23 protein-coding genes are annotated in these 21,034 nt (G+C 66.0%); 13 read left to right on the forward strand and 10 right to left on the reverse strand.

Annotated elements, in window-relative coordinates:
* Positions 1-10: 10 nt before the first annotated feature.
* A complete protein-coding gene (locus ABQE93_RS11655; protein ID WP_448407795.1) occupies positions 11-1,063 on the reverse strand; it encodes a YihY/virulence factor BrkB family protein in 1,053 nt (350 codons plus the stop codon).
* A 128-nt stretch (positions 1,064-1,191) separates the two neighbouring features.
* Here ABQE93_RS11655 and ABQE93_RS11660 point away from each other — a divergent pair, with 128 nt between their 5' ends.
* Together ABQE93_RS11660 and ABQE93_RS11665 are read left to right on the forward strand one after the other, a co-directional pair.
* Positions 1,192-2,082, forward strand: a complete 891-nt coding sequence (locus ABQE93_RS11660) for an AurF N-oxygenase family protein (RefSeq protein ID WP_448407793.1) — start codon at positions 1,192-1,194, stop codon at positions 2,080-2,082.
* Positions 2,079-2,363 carry a DUF4873 domain-containing protein gene (locus tag ABQE93_RS11665; RefSeq protein ID WP_448407792.1) on the forward strand — a complete coding sequence of 95 codons (285 nt, stop codon included), beginning with the start codon at positions 2,079-2,081 and terminating at the stop codon, positions 2,361-2,363. Before ABQE93_RS11660 ends, ABQE93_RS11665 begins: the two co-directional genes overlap by 4 nt.
* A 4-nt stretch (positions 2,364-2,367) precedes the next feature.
* Here the strand turns inward: ABQE93_RS11665 and ABQE93_RS11670 are convergent, their stop codons facing one another.
* Entirely contained in the window at positions 2,368-2,640 is a 273-nt protein-coding gene (locus ABQE93_RS11670; protein WP_448407791.1) for a DUF4235 domain-containing protein, read from the reverse strand.
* A gap of 65 nt (positions 2,641-2,705) precedes the next feature.
* Between ABQE93_RS11670 and ABQE93_RS11675 the strand changes: the two genes are divergently transcribed.
* Positions 2,706-3,572 (forward strand): TIGR03619 family F420-dependent LLM class oxidoreductase, encoded by an 867-nt coding sequence (locus ABQE93_RS11675; protein ID WP_448407789.1) that lies wholly within the window; start codon positions 2,706-2,708, stop codon positions 3,570-3,572.
* Between the two features lie 19 nt (positions 3,573-3,591).
* On the opposite strand, the gene ABQE93_RS11680 is transcribed toward ABQE93_RS11675, so the two are convergent.
* The 3 genes from ABQE93_RS11680 to ABQE93_RS11690 form a co-directional block, all read right to left on the reverse strand.
* Positions 3,592-4,434: an AraC family transcriptional regulator gene (locus tag ABQE93_RS11680; protein ID WP_448407787.1), complete on the reverse strand. Its 843-nt coding sequence runs from the start codon at positions 4,432-4,434 to the stop codon at positions 3,592-3,594.
* A 247-nt stretch (positions 4,435-4,681) separates the two neighbouring features.
* The gene (locus ABQE93_RS11685) at positions 4,682-5,056 is read right to left on the reverse strand and encodes a hemophore-related protein (RefSeq protein WP_448407785.1); all 375 of its coding nucleotides are present in this window, start codon (positions 5,054-5,056) and stop codon (positions 4,682-4,684) included.
* A 101-nt stretch (positions 5,057-5,157) separates the two neighbouring features.
* On the reverse strand, positions 5,158-7,431 hold the full coding sequence (locus tag ABQE93_RS11690; RefSeq protein ID WP_448407783.1) for an ATP-dependent DNA ligase: 2,274 nt from the start codon (positions 7,429-7,431) through the stop codon (positions 5,158-5,160).
* Between the two features lie 34 nt (positions 7,432-7,465).
* On the opposite strand from ABQE93_RS11690, the gene ABQE93_RS11695 reads away from it, so the two are divergent.
* Complete coding sequence (locus tag ABQE93_RS11695) at positions 7,466-7,693, forward strand: hypothetical protein (RefSeq protein ID WP_448407782.1); 228 nt, start codon at positions 7,466-7,468, stop codon at positions 7,691-7,693.
* A 119-nt stretch (positions 7,694-7,812) separates the two neighbouring features.
* Positions 7,813-8,685 (forward strand): type IV toxin-antitoxin system AbiEi family antitoxin, encoded by an 873-nt coding sequence (locus ABQE93_RS11700; RefSeq protein WP_448407780.1) that lies wholly within the window; start codon positions 7,813-7,815, stop codon positions 8,683-8,685.
* Positions 8,686-8,734: 49 nt separating this feature from the next.
* Here the strand turns inward: ABQE93_RS11700 and ABQE93_RS11705 are convergent, their stop codons facing one another.
* From ABQE93_RS11705 to ABQE93_RS11725, 5 genes are read right to left on the reverse strand one after another with little or no spacing between them, the layout of a single operon-like run.
* A complete protein-coding gene (locus tag ABQE93_RS11705; RefSeq protein WP_448407778.1) occupies positions 8,735-9,823 on the reverse strand; it encodes an ABC transporter ATP-binding protein in 1,089 nt (362 codons plus the stop codon).
* A 13-nt stretch (positions 9,824-9,836) separates the two neighbouring features.
* The gene (locus ABQE93_RS11710) at positions 9,837-10,697 is read right to left on the reverse strand and encodes a carbohydrate ABC transporter permease (RefSeq protein WP_448407776.1); all 861 of its coding nucleotides are present in this window, start codon (positions 10,695-10,697) and stop codon (positions 9,837-9,839) included.
* Positions 10,697-11,656, reverse strand: a complete 960-nt coding sequence (locus ABQE93_RS11715) for a carbohydrate ABC transporter permease (protein WP_448407774.1) — start codon at positions 11,654-11,656, stop codon at positions 10,697-10,699. The genes ABQE93_RS11710 and ABQE93_RS11715 overlap by 1 nt, the downstream gene beginning before the upstream one ends.
* Positions 11,653-12,999, reverse strand: coding sequence for an ABC transporter substrate-binding protein (locus ABQE93_RS11720; RefSeq protein ID WP_448407773.1), 1,347 nt, complete (start codon positions 12,997-12,999; stop codon positions 11,653-11,655). Before ABQE93_RS11720 ends, ABQE93_RS11715 begins: the two co-directional genes overlap by 4 nt.
* Before the next feature lie 11 nt (positions 13,000-13,010).
* The gene (locus tag ABQE93_RS11725) at positions 13,011-14,018 is read right to left on the reverse strand and encodes a sugar-binding transcriptional regulator (protein ID WP_448408053.1); all 1,008 of its coding nucleotides are present in this window, start codon (positions 14,016-14,018) and stop codon (positions 13,011-13,013) included.
* 112 nt (positions 14,019-14,130) lie between these two features.
* On the opposite strand from ABQE93_RS11725, the gene ABQE93_RS11730 reads away from it, so the two are divergent.
* From ABQE93_RS11730 to ABQE93_RS11765, 8 genes are all read left to right on the forward strand, one after another.
* Positions 14,131-15,132 (forward strand): NAD(P)-dependent alcohol dehydrogenase, encoded by a 1,002-nt coding sequence (locus ABQE93_RS11730; RefSeq protein WP_448408051.1) that lies wholly within the window; start codon positions 14,131-14,133, stop codon positions 15,130-15,132.
* The gene (locus ABQE93_RS11735) at positions 15,129-16,550 is read left to right on the forward strand and encodes a mannitol dehydrogenase family protein (RefSeq protein ID WP_448407771.1); all 1,422 of its coding nucleotides are present in this window, start codon (positions 15,129-15,131) and stop codon (positions 16,548-16,550) included. Before ABQE93_RS11730 ends, ABQE93_RS11735 begins: the two co-directional genes overlap by 4 nt.
* Positions 16,547-17,500: a carbohydrate kinase family protein gene (locus tag ABQE93_RS11740; RefSeq protein ID WP_448407769.1), complete on the forward strand. Its 954-nt coding sequence runs from the start codon at positions 16,547-16,549 to the stop codon at positions 17,498-17,500. Before ABQE93_RS11735 ends, ABQE93_RS11740 begins: the two co-directional genes overlap by 4 nt.
* On the forward strand, positions 17,500-18,432 hold the full coding sequence (gene ku, locus ABQE93_RS11745; protein ID WP_448407768.1) for a non-homologous end joining protein Ku: 933 nt from the start codon (positions 17,500-17,502) through the stop codon (positions 18,430-18,432). Before ABQE93_RS11740 ends, ku begins: the two co-directional genes overlap by 1 nt.
* Before the next feature lie 160 nt (positions 18,433-18,592).
* Complete coding sequence (locus ABQE93_RS11750; RefSeq protein WP_448407766.1) at positions 18,593-19,384, forward strand: SDR family oxidoreductase; 792 nt, start codon at positions 18,593-18,595, stop codon at positions 19,382-19,384.
* Positions 19,385-19,394: 10 nt separating this feature from the next.
* On the forward strand, positions 19,395-20,471 hold the full coding sequence (locus ABQE93_RS11755) for an NAD(P)H-dependent amine dehydrogenase family protein (protein ID WP_448407764.1): 1,077 nt from the start codon (positions 19,395-19,397) through the stop codon (positions 20,469-20,471).
* A gap of 30 nt (positions 20,472-20,501) precedes the next feature.
* On the forward strand, positions 20,502-20,762 hold the full coding sequence (locus ABQE93_RS11760) for a hypothetical protein (protein WP_448407762.1): 261 nt from the start codon (positions 20,502-20,504) through the stop codon (positions 20,760-20,762).
* Between the two features lie 35 nt (positions 20,763-20,797).
* Positions 20,798-21,025, forward strand: a complete 228-nt coding sequence (locus tag ABQE93_RS11765; protein WP_448407760.1) for a hypothetical protein — start codon at positions 20,798-20,800, stop codon at positions 21,023-21,025.
* The last annotated feature ends 9 nt before the right edge of the window (positions 21,026-21,034 follow it).

Below are 21,034 nucleotides of genomic sequence, written 5' to 3' on the forward strand. Positions count from 1 at the left end.
CAGTATGCCCTCAGTGTTTGCGCCCGCGCGAAAACCGCAGCCGGCGGGCCCGCTTGACATCCTTTTTCTCGGCGGCCGCTGACTTGCGCAGATTCCGGGTGTCTTTGGGCGGCAACTGCAATTCCTCCTCGGCCGGCAGCCCGGCCTGCAGCTGACGGCTGCGCTCCAGTTCGGCGTCCACTGCGGCGCCGAACAGCAACGCGAGGTTGGTGATCCACAACCACAGCAGGAACACGATGACGCCGCCCAACGCGCCATAGGTCCGGTTGTAGCTGCCGAAATTCGCCACGTAGAGCCCGAACAGCACCGACGCGACCAGCCACACCAAGATCGCGATCGCCGCGCCTGCGCTGATCCAGCGAAACTTCGGCTGCTCGACGTTGGGTGTGACGTAGTAGAGGATCGCGACCGCCAGCACGACGAAGAGCAGAATCAGCGGCCACTTGGCGATGCTCCACACCGTCACCGCCGCGTCGCCCAGGCCGATCAGGTTGCCGATCCACTCGGCGACCGGACCGCTGATGGCAAGCATCAACAAGACGGCGGCCGCCATCACCAGTCCGGCCAGCGTCAACAACAACTGCGCTGGGCGCAGCTTCCACACCGGTCGCCCTTCGTCGACCTCGTAGATGCGGTTCATGGCGCGGCCGAACGCGCCGACATATCCCGACGCCGACCACAGGGCGCCCACGATGCCCAGCACCAACGCGAGACCTGCCGTCGGCGAGTTGACCAACTGCTCGACTGTTGGCCGCAGTGCGTCGACCGCCGATGCCGGCGCCACATCATCGACGATGTCGATCAGCGCGTCGACCGTCCGCTGTCCCTGCCCGAACACCCCCAACAGCGACACCATCACCACCAGCGCGGGGAAGATCGACAGCGTCGCGTAGTACGTCAGCGCCGCGGCCAGGTCAAGGCACTGGTCCTGGGCGAACTCGCGCACCGCCTTGCGCGTCGCGTAGAGCAGCGACGGCCGGGTGAGGTCGGTTGGGGACTCGGGTTTGCGAGGGTCGTCCGGATCGGGCGCCTCAGCGGCGTTGTCGGACTCGTCACTTCGCATACCTCCTCTTACCCGCGGCGTGCAGAGCCAAACCAGGCCGGTACCGGAAGTATGCAGTACCGCGGGTATTGACTGGCGGGCTCGCCGTGCTTACCGTGAGAGAACCGTCACCGAAGGGACCGTCGACGATGACTGCTCCAACCCGCGCCGAGTTCTCCGAGCGTCTGCTGAAGGGGTCGGTGAAGAAGTCCTACGCGCCCGTCGTCGACATCGACTGGGCCGCGCCACTGGACCCGGACAAGTTCTTCCTGCCGCCAAAGCTCGTGTCGCTCTACGGCACATCGCTGTGGGACGCGATGCCTCGCGAGCAGCAGATCGAATTGTCCCGCCAGGAACTGGTCAACACGCTGTCGGCGGGCATCTGGTTCGAGAACATCCTCAACCAGTCACTGCTGCGCAAGATGATGCACCAGGATCCGACCGCGAGCGCCACCCATTACGAGCTGACCGAACTCGGTGACGAGACCCGCCATATGGTGATGTTCGGCAAGGCCATCGAGCGTGTCGGTGTAAAGCCGGTGTGGCCCAAGTGGTATCAGCGGGTGATCATCAACGCGTTACCGTTCGTGTTCCAGGGCTCCGCGCTGTGGGTGGCCGCGTTGATCGGCGAGGAGATCTTCGACTCACTGCAACGCCAGATGATGGACGACGCCGAGTTGCAACCGCTGGTGCAGCGCCTGATGCGCATCCACGTCACCGAGGAGGCCAGGCACATCCAGTTCGCCCGAGACGGGTTGCGCAAACGGGCGCCGAACATGCGGCGGTTGCCGAAGTTCGTCGTTTCCAACATCAACGGGCTCGGGGGTTACTTCTTTCGCTTTCTGTTCACCAACAAGGTGCAGTACCAACGCGTCGGTCTTGACGCCAGGCAGGCCAGGCGCATCGCGCGCAGCAGCCCCCATCGCCACGACACCCAGGTCGCGGGCTTCGCGCCGCTGGCCGCATTTCTCGACGAGGTGGGGTTGTTGGGTCCGATAGCGCGCCGCATGTGGCGCCGAAGCGGCTTCCTGCCCCGATGAGCGCGGTCTTCGAGGGGCCGGCCACGCTGCGGGTGGGAGACAGCGACCACGGCGTGCGGGTCAGGCTGACCGGTCACATCGACCCCGTCGACGGCCGGTACCACTGGCGCGGAATGGTTTTCGGCTGGACACCCGGCACGGCACTTCGGCTGCCGCAGCAGGTGTCGGTGTGCATCGACGGTCGAACCGCGACGGGTCACCTGACGGAGGTGACCCCGTGGGGCACCCATTGCGTCGCCGGCGTCGGCCCGCCTCCGTTCGCGATGGCCGGCGTGGACTGACGGGCTACTTCGGGCTGCGGTCGGTCATGGCCTGATATCCGTGCGCACCGGCGCGGTCCACCGCCGCGCGCACGAGCCCGAACACCAAACCGTGCAGCGCCGCGGCCGCGATCGCTTGACGCCCGGAGCGCTCGAGATCCTTGGGGTCCGGCGGTTCGGTGTCCGACGGGTTGACCCGCTGCCATATTTCGGTGAACACCTTGCCCGCCAGCAGACCGCCGGCCACGCTGATGGCGAGTTGCAGCGGCATGTACACGGCCTTCGATACCACGGTCATGGCATCGAGGTTCCCGTCAGCCCAAACCCTAAACCCAAAACTAGAACACGTTCTAGGATGGTCGAGTGCGCTTCACCTATGCCGAGGCAATGACGGATCCGACGTACTACCTTCCGCTGGCTCAGGCCGCTGAGGCGGCGGGGTATCACGCGATGACGATCGCGGACAGCATCGCCTACCCGCTCGAGTCGGACGCCAAGTATCCCTACACCCCCGACGGCAACCGTGAGTTCCTCGACGGCAAGGCGTTCATCGAGGCGTTCGTGCTCGCCGGGGCGCTGTGCGCGGTCACCACGACGCTGCGGTTCAACTTCTTCGTCCTCAAGCTGCCGATCCGCCCGCCCGCGCTGGTAGCCAAACAGGCGGGTTCACTGGCAGCGCTCTTCGACAACCGACTGGGGCTCGGCGTCGGCACCAGCCCATGGCCCGAGGACTACGAAGTGATGGGTGTGCCGTTCGCCAAACGCGGTAAGCGCATGGACGAGTGCATCGAGATCATCAAGGGCCTGACCACCGGTGAGTACTTCGAATTCCACGGCGAGTTCTACGACATTCCCAAGACCAAGATGACGCCCGCGCCGACGAAGCCGATTCCGATCCTGATCGGCGGCCACGCCGACGCCGCGTTGCGGCGCGCGGCCCGCTGCGACGGATGGATGCACGGCGGCGGCGACGCCGAGGAGCTTGATCGACTTATCAAGCGGCTCAATCAGCTTCGAGAGGAACAGGGTCGTACCGGGCCCTTCGAGATCCACGTCATCTCGGCCGACGCCTTCACCCTGGACGGGATCAAACGCCTCGAGGACAAGGGCGTCACCGATGTGATCGTCGGCTTCCGGCTGCCCTACATCACCGGTCAGGACACCGAACCGCTGGACACCAAGATCCGCCATCTGGAGTCGTTCGCCGAGAAGGTCATCGCGAAGCTGTAAAGGGGTTACCCGACCCGCTTTACCGTCGCACGGTGAGATGCGGGCTCTCCCCGTACGTCTGCCGGTACAACACGGCGAACCGGCCGGTGTGCGCAAAACCCCAACGGGCCGCGATCTCGGTGACTGTCTCGTGCAGCCTGTCCGCGGCTAACAGCTCCTGGCGGGCATAGTGCAGGCGCAGCCTGCGCAGATACTGCAGCGGTGTGGTCTCCAAGTGTCTACGGAACATGTACTGCACGGCCCTGGGTGTCACGTGCACTGCCTGGGCAACGTCGGCGAGGGCGATGTCCTCGGTGGCGTTGGCTTCCATGAACTCCATGGCGCGACGCAGCAGCACCGGCTTGTGATCGGTGCGGTCATGGGGTGAGGGCTGGCTGACAGCCGAATTCGGAAACGTCGACAGGGTCACCGCGGCCAAGAGTCGGGCCGCCTGACCGACCACGAGCGGTGTCGCGAGAAGGTCGTCGGCCAGGACGTGTTGCCTCACGTAGTCGACGGTGTCCTTCCACTGCTGCGCCGCAGTGAGATCGGCGGGTTCGAAGCTGTGAAACCGGACGGGAAGGGGCGCATGGCCGCTCGGCAGGCCCGTCGCCACACCGGCCATCACCGCCGGGTCCACGAGCACCGTCGTGCACGCGAGATCCTGCGATGTGACGCGATGCGGCAGGTCGGGTTGGGCGGCCACCGCGATGTCGCCGGAGGTGACCTCGCAGGTCAAACCGTCACATTCGACATCCGACCTGCCGCGGTTCGGCCACAGCACGACAACTTTGTTGAGCGGATCGGGCGCCGCTGCCAGGTGACCGGGCGAGATCATCTCGTCAATCGCGAAGGGCCCCACGGCGCTTCGCGAGTGCGTCAACAGCGGACCCTCGCGGAGATCGTCCTGTTTGCGACACAGCCGCAGCCGTGCCGCATATACGTCCTCGAGATATTCCTCCGCGTCCGCCGCGTCGGTTATTTCGACTCGAGTCCGTTCCGGTCGATAAAATTGGCTACGCGTACTACCGATTGGAATCACCTCTTCGTCAAGGTGGCGGCTCCAGGGCGTGTTCGCTCAACCCATGTCATTTTCATCGTAACGACTTGTTCAGTTCGCGGCTCCGAGCCTAGGAGGCCATCGCGTCGAACAGCCGCGCGATCTGGGCGGGTGCCACGTCGACATTGCACTGCTCGCGCAGCGTGCGCAGGGGCTGCGCGATCGCTTGCAGATCAGCCCACTCCTGCGGATGGGCGACGAAGTAGGCACGGATCGCGTTCTCGCCGTCACCGGGGGGCATCGCGCCGGCGTTGGTGACGACGTCGTTTGCGCCGGAGTGGCTGGCCAGGTAGTCGCCCGTCGCGGTGGACACCGAACCGAGCGCGGTGCTCAACCCCGCTGCGGTGCATTGCGGTTGCGCGGCGGCCGTGGGCAGCGCGATCGTCGTTGCGGCCAGCCCGCCGACCACCCCTGACATGAGTAGACCGAGAGCCCCGCGTTTCATGCTGATTTTGTGCATTTCTCATCCCCTGAGGTGGCGTTACGTTCCCCGACGAGGTGGTCAGTACCCATAGTTGGGGCAGTTGACACTTCTTTGGGGTAGTCCTACTCCCAGCTGACGTCGTCGGGTTCCTTGTCGGGCCGCAGCCCGCGCCAACTCGGCTGGCGCAGACGGTCATCGGAGGTGCGTTCGCTGTAGCGCACCTCGCCGACGAGTTCGGGACGCACGAACGTGACGCCCTTGGCGTCCTGGCGGGGCAACCGGTCGTTGAACGGGCTGTCGTCGGTCTCCAACGGTTTGAGCGTCTTCTTCAAGTCGGCGAGGGCCTTGTCGGTGAAGCCCGTGCCGACCCGACCGACGAACTGCAGCCCGCCAGCTGGATTGTCTGGGTCCGGAATTCCGAGCACCAGTGCGCCGATACCGCTCGAGCGTCCGCCCTCGCCTTGGCGCCACCCGCCGATCACGACTTCTTGGGTGTTCCACAGCTTGTCCTTGATCCACGACGCCGAGCGTCGGCCCGGTTGGTAGGTCGAGTCGCGTTTCTTGGCGACGACGCCCTCCCACCGTTTCTTCCTGGCGTGCTCCAACGCCTCCGGGCCGTCGCCGGGTAGCGGTTCGGGTACGATCAGCGCGCCACCCGCGGCCAGCGCTTCGAGTATTTTTCGACGGTCGGAGTACTTGGCGCGCAGCAGCGAGCGGCCGTCCAGATTCAGGATGTCGAATGCCCAGAATTCCACCCGCGTGGAGCGGGCGCGGTTCTGCATTTCGGAGAAACTCGGCACGCCCGACTCGTTGAGCGCCACCGCCTCGCCGTCGAGGATCACGTGGTGGTCGGCGAGATCTGCTGCGAGCGCCTCGAATTGACGATACTCGGAGGTGACGTCGCGGCCGCGGCGCGAACGTATTCTGAGCCTGCCGCGGTCGGCCTCCACCAACACCCGGTAGCCGTCCCATTTACCCTCGAACGCCCACTGACCCGCCGTGAGCTTGGCCACCGAACCCTCGGTGGCCAGCATCGGCGCGAGATCGCCGACGTGTGGGTCCTTTTGATCCTTCATCCGGTGGGCCAGCCAGTTCTTCCCGTCGGTCTGGATCAGCGCGTACCGGCCGCGGATCTTGTCGCCGTGCAGGGTGATGATGACTTCGCCGCCCTTCGCGGCGCCGTCGGGTGGCACGTCGTTGAACTTCTCGGTTTCGTACGTGCCCGAATCCCAGATGATCATTTTTCCGCCGCCGTACTCCCCTTTGGGGATCTCGCCGTGGAAGGTCAGGTACTCCAGCGGGTGGTCCTCGGTGTGCACGGCGAGCCGGTTCTCGGCAGGGGTTTCGGGCAGGTTCTTGGGCACCGCCCAGCTCACCAGCACGCCGTCGCGTTCGAGGCGCAGGTCGTAGTGCAGCCGTCGCGCATGGTGTTCCTGGATGACGAACCGGTTGTTGTCGCCGGTCTTCGGCGGCTTATTAGGGACCGGCTCAGGCGTTTTCGACGGGTCGCGCATGCTGCGGTAGGTGGTCAACCGGTCCGCGATGGGTATGGCCTCGTCGAGCTCGGCGAGCAGATCGCCCATCTCTTCGACACGGGTCAACACCTCGTCGAAGTCCAGATGGCGCAGCTTCGGATCCTCGATCTCCTCCCATGTTCGCGGTGCAGCAACGGTCGGATGCTCGCGTCCGCGAAGCGAATACGGCGCGATCGTCGTCTTGGCCGCGTTGTTCTGGCTCCAGTCGAGGAACACCTTCCCGGTCCGCTGGCTCTTGGTCATGGTCGCGGTGACGAGCTTGGGCATCGCCTTTTCCAGTTGCTGTGCAACGCGTTTGGCGAGCACCGCTGCACCCTGCGAGCTGACCGGGTCGTCCAGCGGTGCATACAGATGCAGCCCCTTGCTGCCGCTAGTGAGTGGAAAGGTCGTCAGCCCGATGTCGCTCATCAATTCCCGCACCGCCGAGGCGACTTGACACAGCTGCTTCATCGTGACGCCCTCGCCGGGGTCCAGGTCGAATACGATGCGGGTCGCCGGCCCCGGCTTGTTGTCTACGAACCGCCACTGCGGGACGTGCACCTCCAACGACGCCTGCTGCGCCAGCCACGCGACACCCTCGACGGTGTCGATCACCGGATACGTAGTGGTGCCGGATTTGTGCACGACGGTGCCGCGGTCCAGCCAGTCCGGCGCCGACGACGCGAGTTGCTTTTCGAAGAACGAGGACTCCGCTACGCCGTTGGGCCAGCGCTTGCGGGTGACGGGACGCCCTGCGATGTGCGGGATCATGACCTCGGCGATGCGCAGGTAATAGTCGAACACTTGCGCCTTGGTGGTGCCCGTCGCGGGGTACAGCACCTTGTCAGGGTTGGTCAGCTTCACCCGGCCGAAACGATCCACAGTACGAACGTATACCCGCTGCTACGGTGAATCAGTGCGGACGATTCTGGCAGCGTGCCTGGTCGCGGCGGTCGCGCTGATCGGCGCACCCAACGCTGCGGCGGACCCGCAGGATCTGGTCCCCTACTGCTCGGGTGATCAGACGCCGATCGACAACAACTGCCGGCCCATGGCCCACCAGACCGTCACCCACGAGGGAACAGGCCTGGACCCCGATCTGCCGAGCGGCCTGAACCCGGCCAACCCGGCCGTCGTCGGCTAGCTCCTCGCTGTTGCGCCGATTTCTGCGCCAGGGTCGCGATTTCGCGTTATCCACAGCCCTGACGTAGAAATCGCGGCGCGACGGCGGTTCTCGTCGGTCCTGGCGGTCAAGATCCGGCCATGTGGCAACCATTTGTGGGCACCGAAGCACTCGAAGACGGCAGGCTTACGCGCGGTCAACTCCGCTGGAACCACACCGCGGTGCTGCCGCGGGTGTACCTGCCGAACGAAGCTGAGCGCACGCTATACCTGAAAACTGTCGCGACCTGGCTCTGGACGGGCCGCAAGGGCGTCATCGCCGGACGCGCGGCCGCGGCGCTACACGGTGCCAAGTACATCGATGCGTCGACGCCGATCGAGGTGATCGCCGAACACACCCGCCGTCGACGCGGGGTCGTCGTACACGAGGAACGCATCGCCGCAGATGAGATCACCTCCGTCGGCGAGATAGCCGTGACCACGCCGGCCCGTACGGCGCTGGACCTCGCGCGCCACCTACCCCGCGACATCGCAGTTGCGCATCTGGATGCCCTCGCCGTGGCGACGGGTGTGACAAGTTCCGACGCCCTTGCGTTGATCGAGCGGTATCGAGGTGCACGCGGCGTCCGGCGTGCCCGGGTCGCGCTGGCGCTGATGGACGGCGGCGCACAGTCACCTGAGGAAACCCGGCTGCGTCTGCTGCTGATCGATGACGGACTACCTGCACCTCGGACACAAATCCGGGTCAGCGACGGATACGCCGAAGCGTTCCTCGACATGGGATACGACGAGCCGATGGTCGCCCTCGACTACGAAGGATCACACCACAGCGAAGACCGCGGACAGTACGTGTACGACATCGGCCGCACAGATCTGATCGACCGCGTGGGGTGGATCGATCTACGCGTGGTGAAGGAGCACAGCCGCAGCTACATCCTTCACCGGCTTCGCGACGCGTTTGCCCGACGCGGTTGGACGCCCCCACCACCGTCGAGATCTGCACGAGGGTCGTGATTTCGTGAAAAGCCCAGCCCTGCTGCAGATCTCGATGCCAACGAGTGAATCAGCCGATCCGCTCACCCGTTTGCGGGTGGAACAGGTGCACACCGCCGTCGGAGCGCTTACGCAACCGCACGGTCTCGGCCAGCCGCGGCGCGGTGCGCGGCATCGAACGCGCCACCAACTCGACACCCGAGCCGGACCTGGCGTGGGTGTAGACGTAGGCCTCGCTGCCGAGGTCCTCGACCAGGTCGACGATCACCTCGACGCCCCCGGAGTCGGTGACCTCCAGCTGCTCGGGCCGGATGCCGATGGTGACCTGGTCCAGGCCGGAGTCGGCCAGCAGCGTCATCTGGTCGCGCTCGAGCTCCAGCGTCGAATCCTCACCGATGCGAACCCCGTCGGAGGTGATCGGCAACGTTATGAGGTTCATCGCCGGTGAGCCGATGAAACCGGCCACGAACGCGTTATGGGGTTTGTCATAGAGCTCGCTGGGCGACGCGAACTGCTGCAGCTTGCCGTCGCGCAGCACCGCCACCCGGTCGCCCATCGTCATCGCCTCGACCTGGTCGTGGGTGACGTACACCGTGGTGGTGCCCAGCCGCCGCTGCAACGCGGCGATCTGGGTACGGGTCTGCACCCGCAGCTTCGCGTCGAGGTTGCTCAACGGCTCGTCCATGCAGAACACCCGCGGTTCACGCACGATCGCGCGGCCCATCGCGACACGTTGACGCTGCCCACCCGAAAGCTTGGCCGGCTTGCGGTCCAGAAACTCCACCAGGTCAAGCACTTTGGCGGCTTCCTCGACCTTGCGGCGTCGCTCGGCGGACGGCACCCCGCGCAGCTTGAGCGCGAAACCCATGTTCTCCGCGACGGTCTTGTTCGGGTACAGCGCGTAGTTCTGGAACACCATCGCGATGTCGCGGTCCTTGGAGGGCACGCCGACCATGTCGCGGCCGCCGATCTCGATGGTGCCCTCGTCGATGTCCTCGAGGCCGGCGAGCATGCGCAGCGCGGTGCTCTTGCCCGACCCCGACGGCCCGACCAGCACGACGAACTCACCGTCGGTGATGTCGAGGTTCAACGAGTCCACCGCGAGCTTGTCGGAGCCCTCGTAGATGCAGGAGGCGTTGCGATAAGTGATTGTCGCCATGGGATGTGCCTTTCTATTTGATGGCGCCGAAGGAGAGCCCACGAACCAGCTTGTTCTGCGCGATCCACCCTGCGAGAACCACCGGCAGCGCGGCCATCGTCGCCGCCGCGCACAGCTTGGCCCAGTACAGGCCTTGACCCGCGATGAAACCGACCATGAAGACCGGCATGGTCTGCGCCTGCACGGCCGTCAGGTTCACCGCGAAGAAGAACTCGTTCCAGGCGAAGATCACGCAGATCAACGCCGTCGCCGCGATACCCGGCGACACCAGCGGCAGGATCACCTCCCGCACCGAACGCCATGTGCTGGCGCCGTCGAGAGCCGCCGCCTCCAGCAGTTCGCCGGGGACCTCGAGGAAGAACGACCGCATCATCCACACCGCGATCGGCAGGTTCATCGCGGTGTACAACACGATCAACGCCCAGATGTTGTCCAGCAGGCCGATATTCGACACGATCACGTACAGCGGGATGATCACCGCAACGACCGGCAGCATCTTGGTGCTGATGAAGAAGAACAACACATCCTGGGTCTTGCGGACCGGCCGCAGCGACAGCGCGAACGCGGCCGGCACCCCCAACAGCAGCACCACGATGGTCGAAACCCCGGTGGCGAACGCCGAATTCAGCAGCGCCGTACCCACACCTTGGTCGAACACCGCCTTGAACTGGTCCAGCGTCGGAACGAAGAACACCTTCGGTGTGGTGGTGTAGGCGTCGACCTCTTGTTTGAACGCGGTCAGGACCATCCAGAACACCGGGAAGAAGAAGCCCAGCCCCAGGATCCAGGCCACCGCGCCCCACGGTTCGAACTTGCGGCGCTTGACTTTTTGTTTGACCGGCGTGCGGGTTTCGGTCGTGGTTGCAGTGGTCATCAGGCTGCCTCTTCCTTACCGGTGAACGTCTTGAAGATCATCCGCAGCGCGAACGTGGCGACGATGATGGTGAACACCACCACGACGACGCCCATCGCGGCCGCCTGGCCGATGTCGAAGCCCAGGAACGCGCGTTGGTAGATGTAGAACGGCAGGTTGGCACTGGCCGTGCCCGGACCGCCCTGGGTCATCATGTAGATCTGGTCAAAGGTGTTGACCAGATAGATCGCGCCGAGCACCGCGCCCAATTCGATGAACCGGCGCAGGTGCGGAAGTGTCAGCTCACGGAAGAGTTGAAACGAGTTCGCGCCGTCGACCCGGCCGGCTTCCAGGATGTCGCGGGGCATCGACTGAAGACCGGCGAGGATCAGCAGCATCATGAACGGTGTCCACTGCCAGACCAGCGCCAGGATCACCGAACTCAGCGGGAACCTGCTGACCCAGTCGATGCCCTCGATGCCGAACGGGGACAACAACCAGTTCACGATGCCGAAGACCGGGTCGAGCATCGCGGTCTTCCACATCAACGCACCGGCGACGGGGGTCACCAAAAACGGTGTGATCAACAGGGTTCGGACCACGCCGCGGCCCAGGAACGCCCGGTCAAGCAGCAGCGCCAGGATCAACCCCAGCACCACCGAGATCAACACCGTAGCCACGATGATCACCACCGTGTTGACCGCCGCCTGCCAGAACACGCTGTCCCGCACGACGTCGACGTAGTTCTGCAGTCCCACGAACTGACGCGAGCCGGGCCGCACCAGGTTCCACGACAGGGTGGAGTAGTACAGCGTGAACAGGAACGGGATCTGCGTGACGATGATCGTGAAGATCAGCGCCGGAAGCAGCGGCCCGCGTCTGCGCCAGCCTTCGGCCCGGCTGACCTTGGGATCCTGCTTCTTCTTGATGCGCGCGACGTGCTCGGAGTCGGTATGGGGTTCCCGCTCAAGCGTTGTCATGGCTTCTCCTGATAGGTGCGGCCGACGACCTCGGCGTATTCCTGGGACTGTTTGAGCGCATCCTCGACCGACTTCTGCCCGGCGATGGCAGCGCTGATCTGTTGGCTGACCCTGGTTCCGAGATCTTGGAACTCCGGAATGGCCAGGAACTGAACTCCGGTGTAGGGCACCGGATCCACGGTGGGTTTCTGCGGGTTGGCCTTCTCGATCGATTCGAGCGTGACCTCACCGAAGGCCTCCGACACCGCCTGGTACTGCGGCAGCTGGTAGGTCGACAGCCGGTTGCCGGGTGGCACCCTGGCCCAACCGAGTTCCTCACCGACGAGCTTGATGTAGTTCTTGTCGGTCATCCACGCGATGAACTTCCACGCGTCTTCCTTCTTGTCGCTGGAGGTGGGGATGCCCAGCGACCAGGCGTACAACCAGCCGGGGTACGGCTTCTCCACCATCGGCGCCACGGCATAGCCGACCTTGCCCACCACGTTGGACTCCTTGGGGTCTTCGAGCACCGACACCGCCGACGTGGCGTCGTACCACATCGCGGCGCGGCCCTGCGCAAACTGCGTTGCGCACTCGCCGAACCCGGCTGTCGCCGCGCCGGGCTCACCGTGGTCACGCACCAGATCGACGTAGAAGTTCACGGCCTCGCTGACTTCGGGGCTGTCCAGCTGGGCGTTCCACTCCATGTCGTACCAACGGCCGCCGAACGTGTTGATCACCGTGTCCAGCGGCGCGAGCACCTCGCCCCAACCGGGCTTGCCGCGCAGGCAGATACCGACCATGTCGGGCCCGTCGAGCTTGGCCGCAGCCTCGGCGACCTGCGGCCAGGTCGGGTTGTGCGGCATGTCGATACCGGCCTGCTCGAACAGGTCCTTGCGGTACATCAGAAACGACGACTCACCGTAGAACGGCACCGAGTACATGTCGCCCTCATAGGACAGCGACTCCCGCAGCGACGGAATGAAGTCATCCTGGTCGTAACCGGGGGTGTCGGCGATGAAGTCGGAAAGGTTGGTCAGCCAACCGTTCTCGGCCCACTGCGGGGTTTCGTAGTTGCTGATCATCACAACGTCGAACTCGCCGCCACCCATTGCCGTCGACGCGGTGATCTTGGCGCGGGCCTGGTTCTCCGACAACGTAATGAACCGCAACTGGATCTCGGGGTTGGCGGCTTCGAAGTGCCGCGACAGCGCCCGGGCGTCAGTCATCTGCGAGTTGGAGATCATCGCGATCGTGACGGTACGGTCTGTGGCACCGAGGGTCCCCGCCCCCGCGCAACCGGCCGTCAGCGTCAAGCCTGCCGCGGCCGCACACGCCGCCCATCTGCGTAACGCCCTTACCATTGCCCCACCTTTCACTGTGCCAATAACCAACGTGCACAATCGATGTCACAGATCAGCAGCCTGGCCAGCTGTCCGCGCAACGCGCCAAGTGTGGCGTGGTACTTCGTGACGCCACTGGAGATCAGGATCGTTTTCTGGCAGCGCCGGACGTCCTCCAACGGGACCGATACCGCGCGATGCTGCAACTCGGCATCAACAGGCACCCCGTCGGCGTCGAAGAACCGGCCGCCGATCTCGCCGACCGCGCCGAGCGAGACGAGTTCGTCGAGCATGCGGGTGTCCAGGAAACTGCCCTCGAACAAGGTGGTGGAGGTCGACACCGCACCCACCCCGAACAACATGGCGTCGGCATGCCTTCCGGCTTCCAACGTCCGGGAGATGAGCGAATCGCTGCGCATGGACGCCACGGTCGACGGGTCGGCGTACAACGGGGCGGGCAGCCGGATGGCCTTGGCGCGCAACGCGTCTGCACATCGCGTAAGGATGAACTCGGCACCGGTCTGGTACGCCGCCGTCGACGTTGCGCCGTTGAGCTGCACCACCGCTCGGCACCGCGCCATACCGGGCGTCAACGCGGTGGCCACCGCGACCTGCTCGGGACCCCACGTGAGGCCGAGCACGTCATCGGGCGCCAGCCGCCGCGCCAGCAGCGCCGCCGCCGCCCGGCCGACGCTGGCGAAGGCGCCCGGCCGACCCGGGGCGCCGACGTCGACGCCGTGGCCGGTGACCACCGCTTCGGTCAGGCCGAAGCGCCGCTCGAGTTCGCGCTCGGCGTCGGCGTGCAGGTCGTCGCGCATACCCGGGGGGACGGCCACCTCGATGCGCACCAGACCGTGGGCTCTTGCCCGGGCGACCAACCGTCCGGCGGTCGGTCGCGACACCCCGAGCCGGGCCGCGATCTCGGCTTGTGTCAGGCCGTCGAGGTAGTAGAGCGTCGCCGCCCGCAGGGCGAGCCGGAGGTCCTCGGCGCTGGGCGCGCGGTGTGACACAGACGTGCCCGAGGTGACCTCGGCCGACATCGATGCGGGCACGAACCCTCCCTTGTATGAGCATCTGCTCAAGGGTGCGAGTAGATGCTCAGCAGGTTAGCATGGGAGTGTGACGTACACAACACTTTCGCCGGATACCCCAATGCGGGCCGCGGTTCTGGTCGAACCCGGCCGCATCGTCGTCGAGGAACGCCCGGTGCCCACGCCCGAACCCGGGGACGTGCTGGTCCGCGTCTCGTCGGTTGGGGTCTGCGGCTCCGACACGCACTACTACCGGCACGGCCGCATCGGCGACTTCGTCGTCGAGGCACCGCTGGTACTCGGCCATGAAGCGGCGGGCACGATCGTCGCGGTCGGCGAGTCGGTGGACCCGTCACGCATCGGGCAGCGGGTGTCGATCGAGCCGCAGCGGCCCGATCCCGACACCGAGGAAACCCGCCGCGGCGACTACAACCTGTGCCCGCATATGCGGTTTTATGCGACGCCTCCGGTCGACGGCGCGCTGTGCGACTACGTGACCATCGGCGCCGAGTTCGCCCACCCGGTGCCCGACTCGGTGTCCGACGACGCGGCCGCGCTGTGCGAACCGCTGTCCGTCGGCATCGCCGCGATCCGCAAGGCCGGCGTCGACGCCCGATCCCGGGTGCTGATCGCGGGCGCCGGGCCGATCGGCATCGTGGCGGCCCAACTCGCCAGGGCCTACGGCGCCACCGAAATCGTCGTCAGCGACCCCGATCCGGCGCGCCGCGACCAGGCCGCCCGCTTCGGGGCGACGACGGTGCTGGATCCGACCGTCGAGCAGGTGGGTTCGGAACCGGTCGACGCGTTCATCGACGCCTCGGGCGCGCAGTCGGCGGTGGTCGACGGCATCCGCGCGGTGCGACCGGCGGGCCGGGTGGTGCTGGTGGGCCTCGGAGCCGAATCGATGGAGCTGCCGGTACAGGTGATCCAGAACCGTGAGCTGGTGTTGACCGGGGTGTTCCGGTACGCCAACACGTGGCCGACGGCGATCGCGCTCGTCGAGTCGGGCAAGGTGGATCTCGACTCGATGGTGACCGCGCATTTCCCGCTGGAGCAGACGGCGCAGGCCCTGGACTCCGACCGCACGCCCGGTAGCGTGAAGTCGGTGGTGACGGTTTCATGAAGCTGAACAACTCGACGTTGGCCACGCTTTCGGTGGACAAGCCGAGCTATGCCCGTGACGAAATCGGCATCGGCATCGTGCATTTCGGCGTTGGTGGCTTTCACCGTGCCCATCAGGCCGCCTATGTCGACCGGCTGATGGAGATGGGTCTGGCCAAGGACTGGGGCATCTGCGGGGTCGGCGTCCTGCCGGCCGACCAAAAGATGGCCGAGGTGATGGCCGACCAGGACGGCCTCTACACGTTGCTGCTGGAGAAACCCGACGGCACCCGCGAGGCCCGGGTGATCGGATCGATCGTCGACTACCGCTATGCGCCCGACGATCCCGAGGCGGTGATCGAACTGCTGGCCGCACCGGGCACCCGGATCATCTCGCTGACCATCACCGAGGGCGGCTACGACATCGACCACGCCGGCGGTGAGGTGAACGTGTTCGGCCTTGTCGCCGACGCGTTGGGCCGCAGGCGCGAACGCGGCATCGACTCCCCCACGATCGTGTCCTGCGACAACATCGAGGGCAACGGTGACGTGGCGCGCGAGGCGTTCACCACCTATGCCGAGCGGATGGAGCCGGGCCTCGGCGACTGGATCGGCGCCCACACCCGGTTTCCGAACTCGATGGTCGACCGCATCACCCCGGCCACCACGCCGGCGGTGATCGACGTGGTGGCACAGGAATTCGGTGTCGAGGACCGTTGGCCGGTGGTGGCCGAACCGTTCACGTCGTGGGTGCTCGAGGACGACTTCAACGCCGGGCGGCCGCCGTTCGAGGAGGTCGACGTGCTGTTGGTCGATGACGTCACGCCGTATGAGCTGATGAAGCTCCGACTGCTCAACGCCAGCCACCAAAGCATCTGCTACTTCGGTTATTTGGCGGGTTACCGATTGGTCGACGACGCGGCGAGCGATCCGCTGTTCGCCCGATTCCTGTTGGAGTACATGGATTCGGAGGCCACGCCGACGCTGCGCCCGGTGCCGGGTATCGACCTGCCGGACTACAAGCACACGCTCATCGAGCGGTTCGCCAACCCGGGGATCAAGGACACGATCGCCCGGTTGTGCTACGGCTCCTCGGACCGCATCCCGAAGTGGCTGCTGCCCGTGGTGCGGGAGAACCTCAGGACCGGCGCGCCGATCCGGCTGTCGGCGGCGACAGTGGCCAGCTGGGCACGCTACGCCGAAGGTGTCGACGAGCAGGGCCAGCCCATCGACGTGCAGGATCAGCTCGCCGACGTGCTGGTGCCGCTGGCGCAATCGCAGCGGCAGCACCCGACCGCGTTCATCGAAAACACTGCCGTCTTCGGCGATCTGGCCAGTGAACCGCGGTTTGTCGAGGCGTATCTGTGGGCACTCGACTCACTGCACCGTAACGGAGCGCGCGCGACGCTGGAGAAGCTGATGGAAATGGACACGCCATGACCGTGCCGGGCAGCCCGCAGCGAGCCCTGGTGATCGGCGAGGCGTTGATCGACATCGTCGAGCGCGACGGGCGCATCACCGGCGAATACGTCGGCGGCAGCCCGCTGAACGTGGCGGTGGGCCTGGCGCGGCTGGGCCGCGGCGTCGACTTCCTCACCCACATCGGCGACGACGAACGGGGCCACCGCATCACCGACCATGTCAAACATTCTGGGGTGCAGTTGGTTTCGGGCAGTACGACCGCGGCGCGCACACCGACGGCGCGCGCCAGCATCGACGCCGACGGGGCAGCGCAGTACGTGTTCGACATCGAGTGGCAGCTCAGCGGAACTCCCGAAGTCGCACCGCCGCTCGTTGCGCACACCGGATCGATCGCCGCGGTGCTCGAGCCGGGGTGCCGGGCCACTGCGGCGCTGCTCGACACCTACCATCCGGCAGCCACCGTGACCTTCGACCCGAACGTGCGCGCCGTACTCATCGACGACGACGATGCCGCACGTGGCCGCATCGACCGCCTCGTCGAACGCGCCGACGTGGTCAAGGCCAGCGATGAGGACATGCGCTGGATCGACCCTTCCCGCACGCCGGAGCAGATCGCGCAGACCTGGCTGGGGCTGGGGCCGTCGATCGTCGCGGTGACGATGGGTGAGCGGGGCGCGTTCGCGCTGTGCGCGGCCGGCGCCGTGCAGGTGCCCGCGATACAGGTCGAGGTGGTGGATACCGTCGGCGCGGGCGATGCGTTCATGTCGGGTCTGATCGACGCGTTGTGGTCGCTGGGGCTGCTGGGCGCGCAGCGCCGACGCGACCTGGCCCGCATCTCCACCGAGACGTTGACCGGGGCGGTGCAGACCGCCGCGCTGTCGTCGGCGCTGACGGTGGCCCGCGCCGGTGCCGACCTACCGGATCGCGATACCCGCGATACCGCCCTCCAATCGGCCATACTGGGCTGATGCGTTCGATTTGGAAGGGCTCCATCGCCTTCGGCCTGGTGAACGTCCCGGTCAAGGTGTACAGCGCGACTGAGGACCACGACGTCAAGTTCCGTCAGGTCCACGCCAAGGACAACGGCCGCATCCGCTACAAGCGGGTCTGCGAGGTGTGCGGGGAGGTCGTCGAGTACCGCGACATCGCCAGGGCCTACGAATCCGACGACGGCGAGACGGTGATCATCACCGACGAGGACATCGCGACGCTGCCCGAGGAGCGCAGCCGCGAGATCGACGTGATGGAGTTCGTGCCCGCGAGCGACATCGACCCGATGATGTACGACAAGAGCTACTTCCTCGAGCCCGAGGGCAAGTCGACGAAGTCCTATGTGTTGCTGACCAAGACGCTCAAGGAGACCGACCGGGTCGCGATCGTGCACTTCGCGTTGCGCAACAAAACGCGGCTGGCGGCGTTGCGGGTGCAGGACTTCTCCAAGCGCGACGTGATGGTCATCCAGACGCTGCTGTGGCCCGATGAGATCCGCGATCCCGACTTCCCGGTTCTCGACAAGGAAGTCGACATCAAGCCGGCCGAGTTGAAGATGGCCGGCCAGGTGGTCGACTCGATGACCGACGACTTCAACCCGGATCGCTACCACGACGACTATCAGGAACAGTTGCGCGAGCTGATTCAGGCGAAACTCGAAGGCGGCGAAGCGTTTACCACCGAGGAGCAGCCGCAGGAACTCGACGAGACCGAGGACGTCTCCGATCTGCTGGCCAAGCTGGAAGCCAGCGTCAAAGCCCGCCGCGGTGGCGACTCCGACGGGTCGGCCAAGAAGGCCCCCGCGAAGAAGGCGGCCAAGAAAGCGCCGGCCAAGAAGTCACCTGCGAAGAAAGCCGCCAAGAAGTCACCAGCGAAGAAGGCCACGAAGAAAGCCGCGTCCAAGAAGTAGCGCACCCTTTACCTTTCGCGAGACGTACACGAGGGTCGTGCTGACGGGCCGAAGCACCGCCCTGGTGTACATCCCGCGAGAATTAGAACGTGTTTCAGAATCGCCGCCCTTCGGCGTGCGCACCTTGTTACGGTCGCTCGGTGACGGAAGGTAGGCGCACGTGATTCTTGACAGGTTTCGGCTCGACGACCAAGTCGCCGTGGTGACCGGAGCGGGCCGCGGACTCGGCGCCGCGATGGCGCTCGCATTCGCGGAAGCCGGTGCAGACGTGGTGATCGCGGCCCGCACCCAAGCCCAACTGGACGAAGTCGCCGAGCAGATCGAGGCGGTCGGGCGCCGGGCGCACGTCGTCGTCGCCGACCTCGCCCACCCCGAGGACACCGCCAAGCTGGCGCAGCAGGCCGTCGAAGCGTTGGGAAAACTAGACATCGTCGTCAACAACGTCGGCGGCACCATGCCCAACGCGCTGCTGAGCACTTCCACCAAGGACATGCGCGACGCGTTCACGTTCAACGTCACCACGGCGCATGCGCTCACCACCGCGGCTGCGCCGCTGATGCTCGAGCACTCCGGCGGCGGCAGCATCATCAACGTCACCTCGACGATGGGCCGCGTGGCGGGCCGCGGGTTCGCTGCCTACGGCACGGCCAAGGCCGCGCTGGCCCACTACACCCGGTTGGCCGCGCTGGACCTGTGCCCGCGGATCCGGGTCAACGCGATCGCGCCGGGCTCCATCCTGACGTCGGCACTCGACATCGTGGCTTCCAACGACGAACTGCGTAAGCCGATGGAAGAGGCCACACCGATGCGCCGACTCGGCCAGCCCGAAGACATCGCCGCCGCGGCGGTCTATCTCGCCTCGCCGGCTGGCAGCTATCTGACGGGCAAGACACTCGAGGTCGACGGCGGCCTCACGTTCCCCAACCTCGACATGCCCATCCCCGATCTGTGAGGAACCCGCGATGACGATCAAAGTGGCCGCCATCGGCACCGGCAACGTCGGACGGCACGCGTTGCGCCAGGTCATCACCGACCCGCGCTTCGAACTCACCGGCGTGTGGGTGTCGAGCGAATCCAAGGCCGGCAAGGACGCCGCCGAGCTTGCCGGGCTTGAGGAATCGACGGGTATCACGGCGACCCCCGACCTCGACGCCGTGCTGGCGACCGGCCCACAGTGCGCGGTCTACACCGCGATGGCCGACAACCGCCTGCCCGAAGCGCTGGAGGACTATCGCCGCATCCTGACAGCAGGCATCGACGTCGTCGGCAGCAGCGCGGTGTTCCTGCAACATCCGTGGCAGGTACTCCCCGACGAGATGATCAGACCGATCGAAGACGCTGCCCAGCAAGGAAATTCGAGCCTATTCGTCAATGGCATCGACCCCGGCTTCGCCAACGATCTGCTGCCGCTCGCCCTCGCGGGCACCTGCCAGAGCATCGAGCAGATCCGCTGCATGGAGATCATCAACTACGACACCTACGACAGCGCAACGGTGATGTTCGACGTGATGGGGTTCGGCAAGCCAATCGACGAGACCCCGATGCTGTTGCAGCCCGGTGTGCTGAGCCTGGCGTGGGGGTCGGTGGTCCGCCAGCTCGCCGCCGGGCTGGGCATCGAACTCGACGAGGTGACCGAGACGTACGTGCGCGAACCGGCGCCCGAGGCCTTCGACATCGCGGCCGGCCACATCGAGCAGGGCACCGCGGCGGCCCTGCGGTTCGAGGTGCGGGGGATGAAGGACGGAAAGATCGCCACCGTGCTCGAACACGTCACGCGGCTGCGCGACGACCTGTGTCCGGACTGGCCACAGCCGGCGCAGGAAGGCGGGTCCTACCGGGTCGAAGTCACCGGTGAACCGACCTACACCCTCGACCTCTGCCAAAGCAGCCCCAACGGGGATCACAACCACGCCGGTCTGGTCGCCACGGCCGCCCGTGTGGTCAATGCGATCCCCGCGGTGGTGGACGCCCCGCCCGGCATCAGAACGACGCTCGACTTACCCCTCATCACCGGACAAGGGTTGTACGCTCGCAGCTAGACCGGGAATTCCAATCGTAAGGACGTGCCTATGCGGACCACATTTCGTTATCTCACGCCGGTTTTCGCTGCGGGTGGGCTCGCGGCGGCGATGCTGTTAGCCCCCGCCGCCGCAGCCCAGGGCGGCGAGGAGGATCTGCTGCCCAAGTGCGTCGACACCGGCGGCGCCGCAGCACTCGGCGGCTCCGACACGGAGTGCGCGACGCCCGGCAACGTCTCGATCGACGCCACACCCGCCGAGGTCGGCCCGTGGGGCGACATGTGGGGCGGCGAAGGCTTCTTCTTCCCCTAAACGTCGCCGGGGAACCGCGGCCGAAGGAGGCCATCATGCGGTTTAAAATTTGTTGTGCTGCACTGCTTTTCGCAGGCATCGCCACGGGTGTCACGGCACCGACCGCTGCGGCCACGCCGCAGTGCACCGACGTCGGCCCCAACACCACCCACTGCCAAACCAACGGCAGCGCACAGATCGTCACGTCGCCGTCGGTGACCACCGAACACTGGGGTTGGCCGTACGGCGGGTTCGTCATCAGCCTCGGCGGCTTCCGATGGTGACCCAGCGAT

The organism is Mycolicibacterium sp. XJ662, assembly GCF_053484035.1.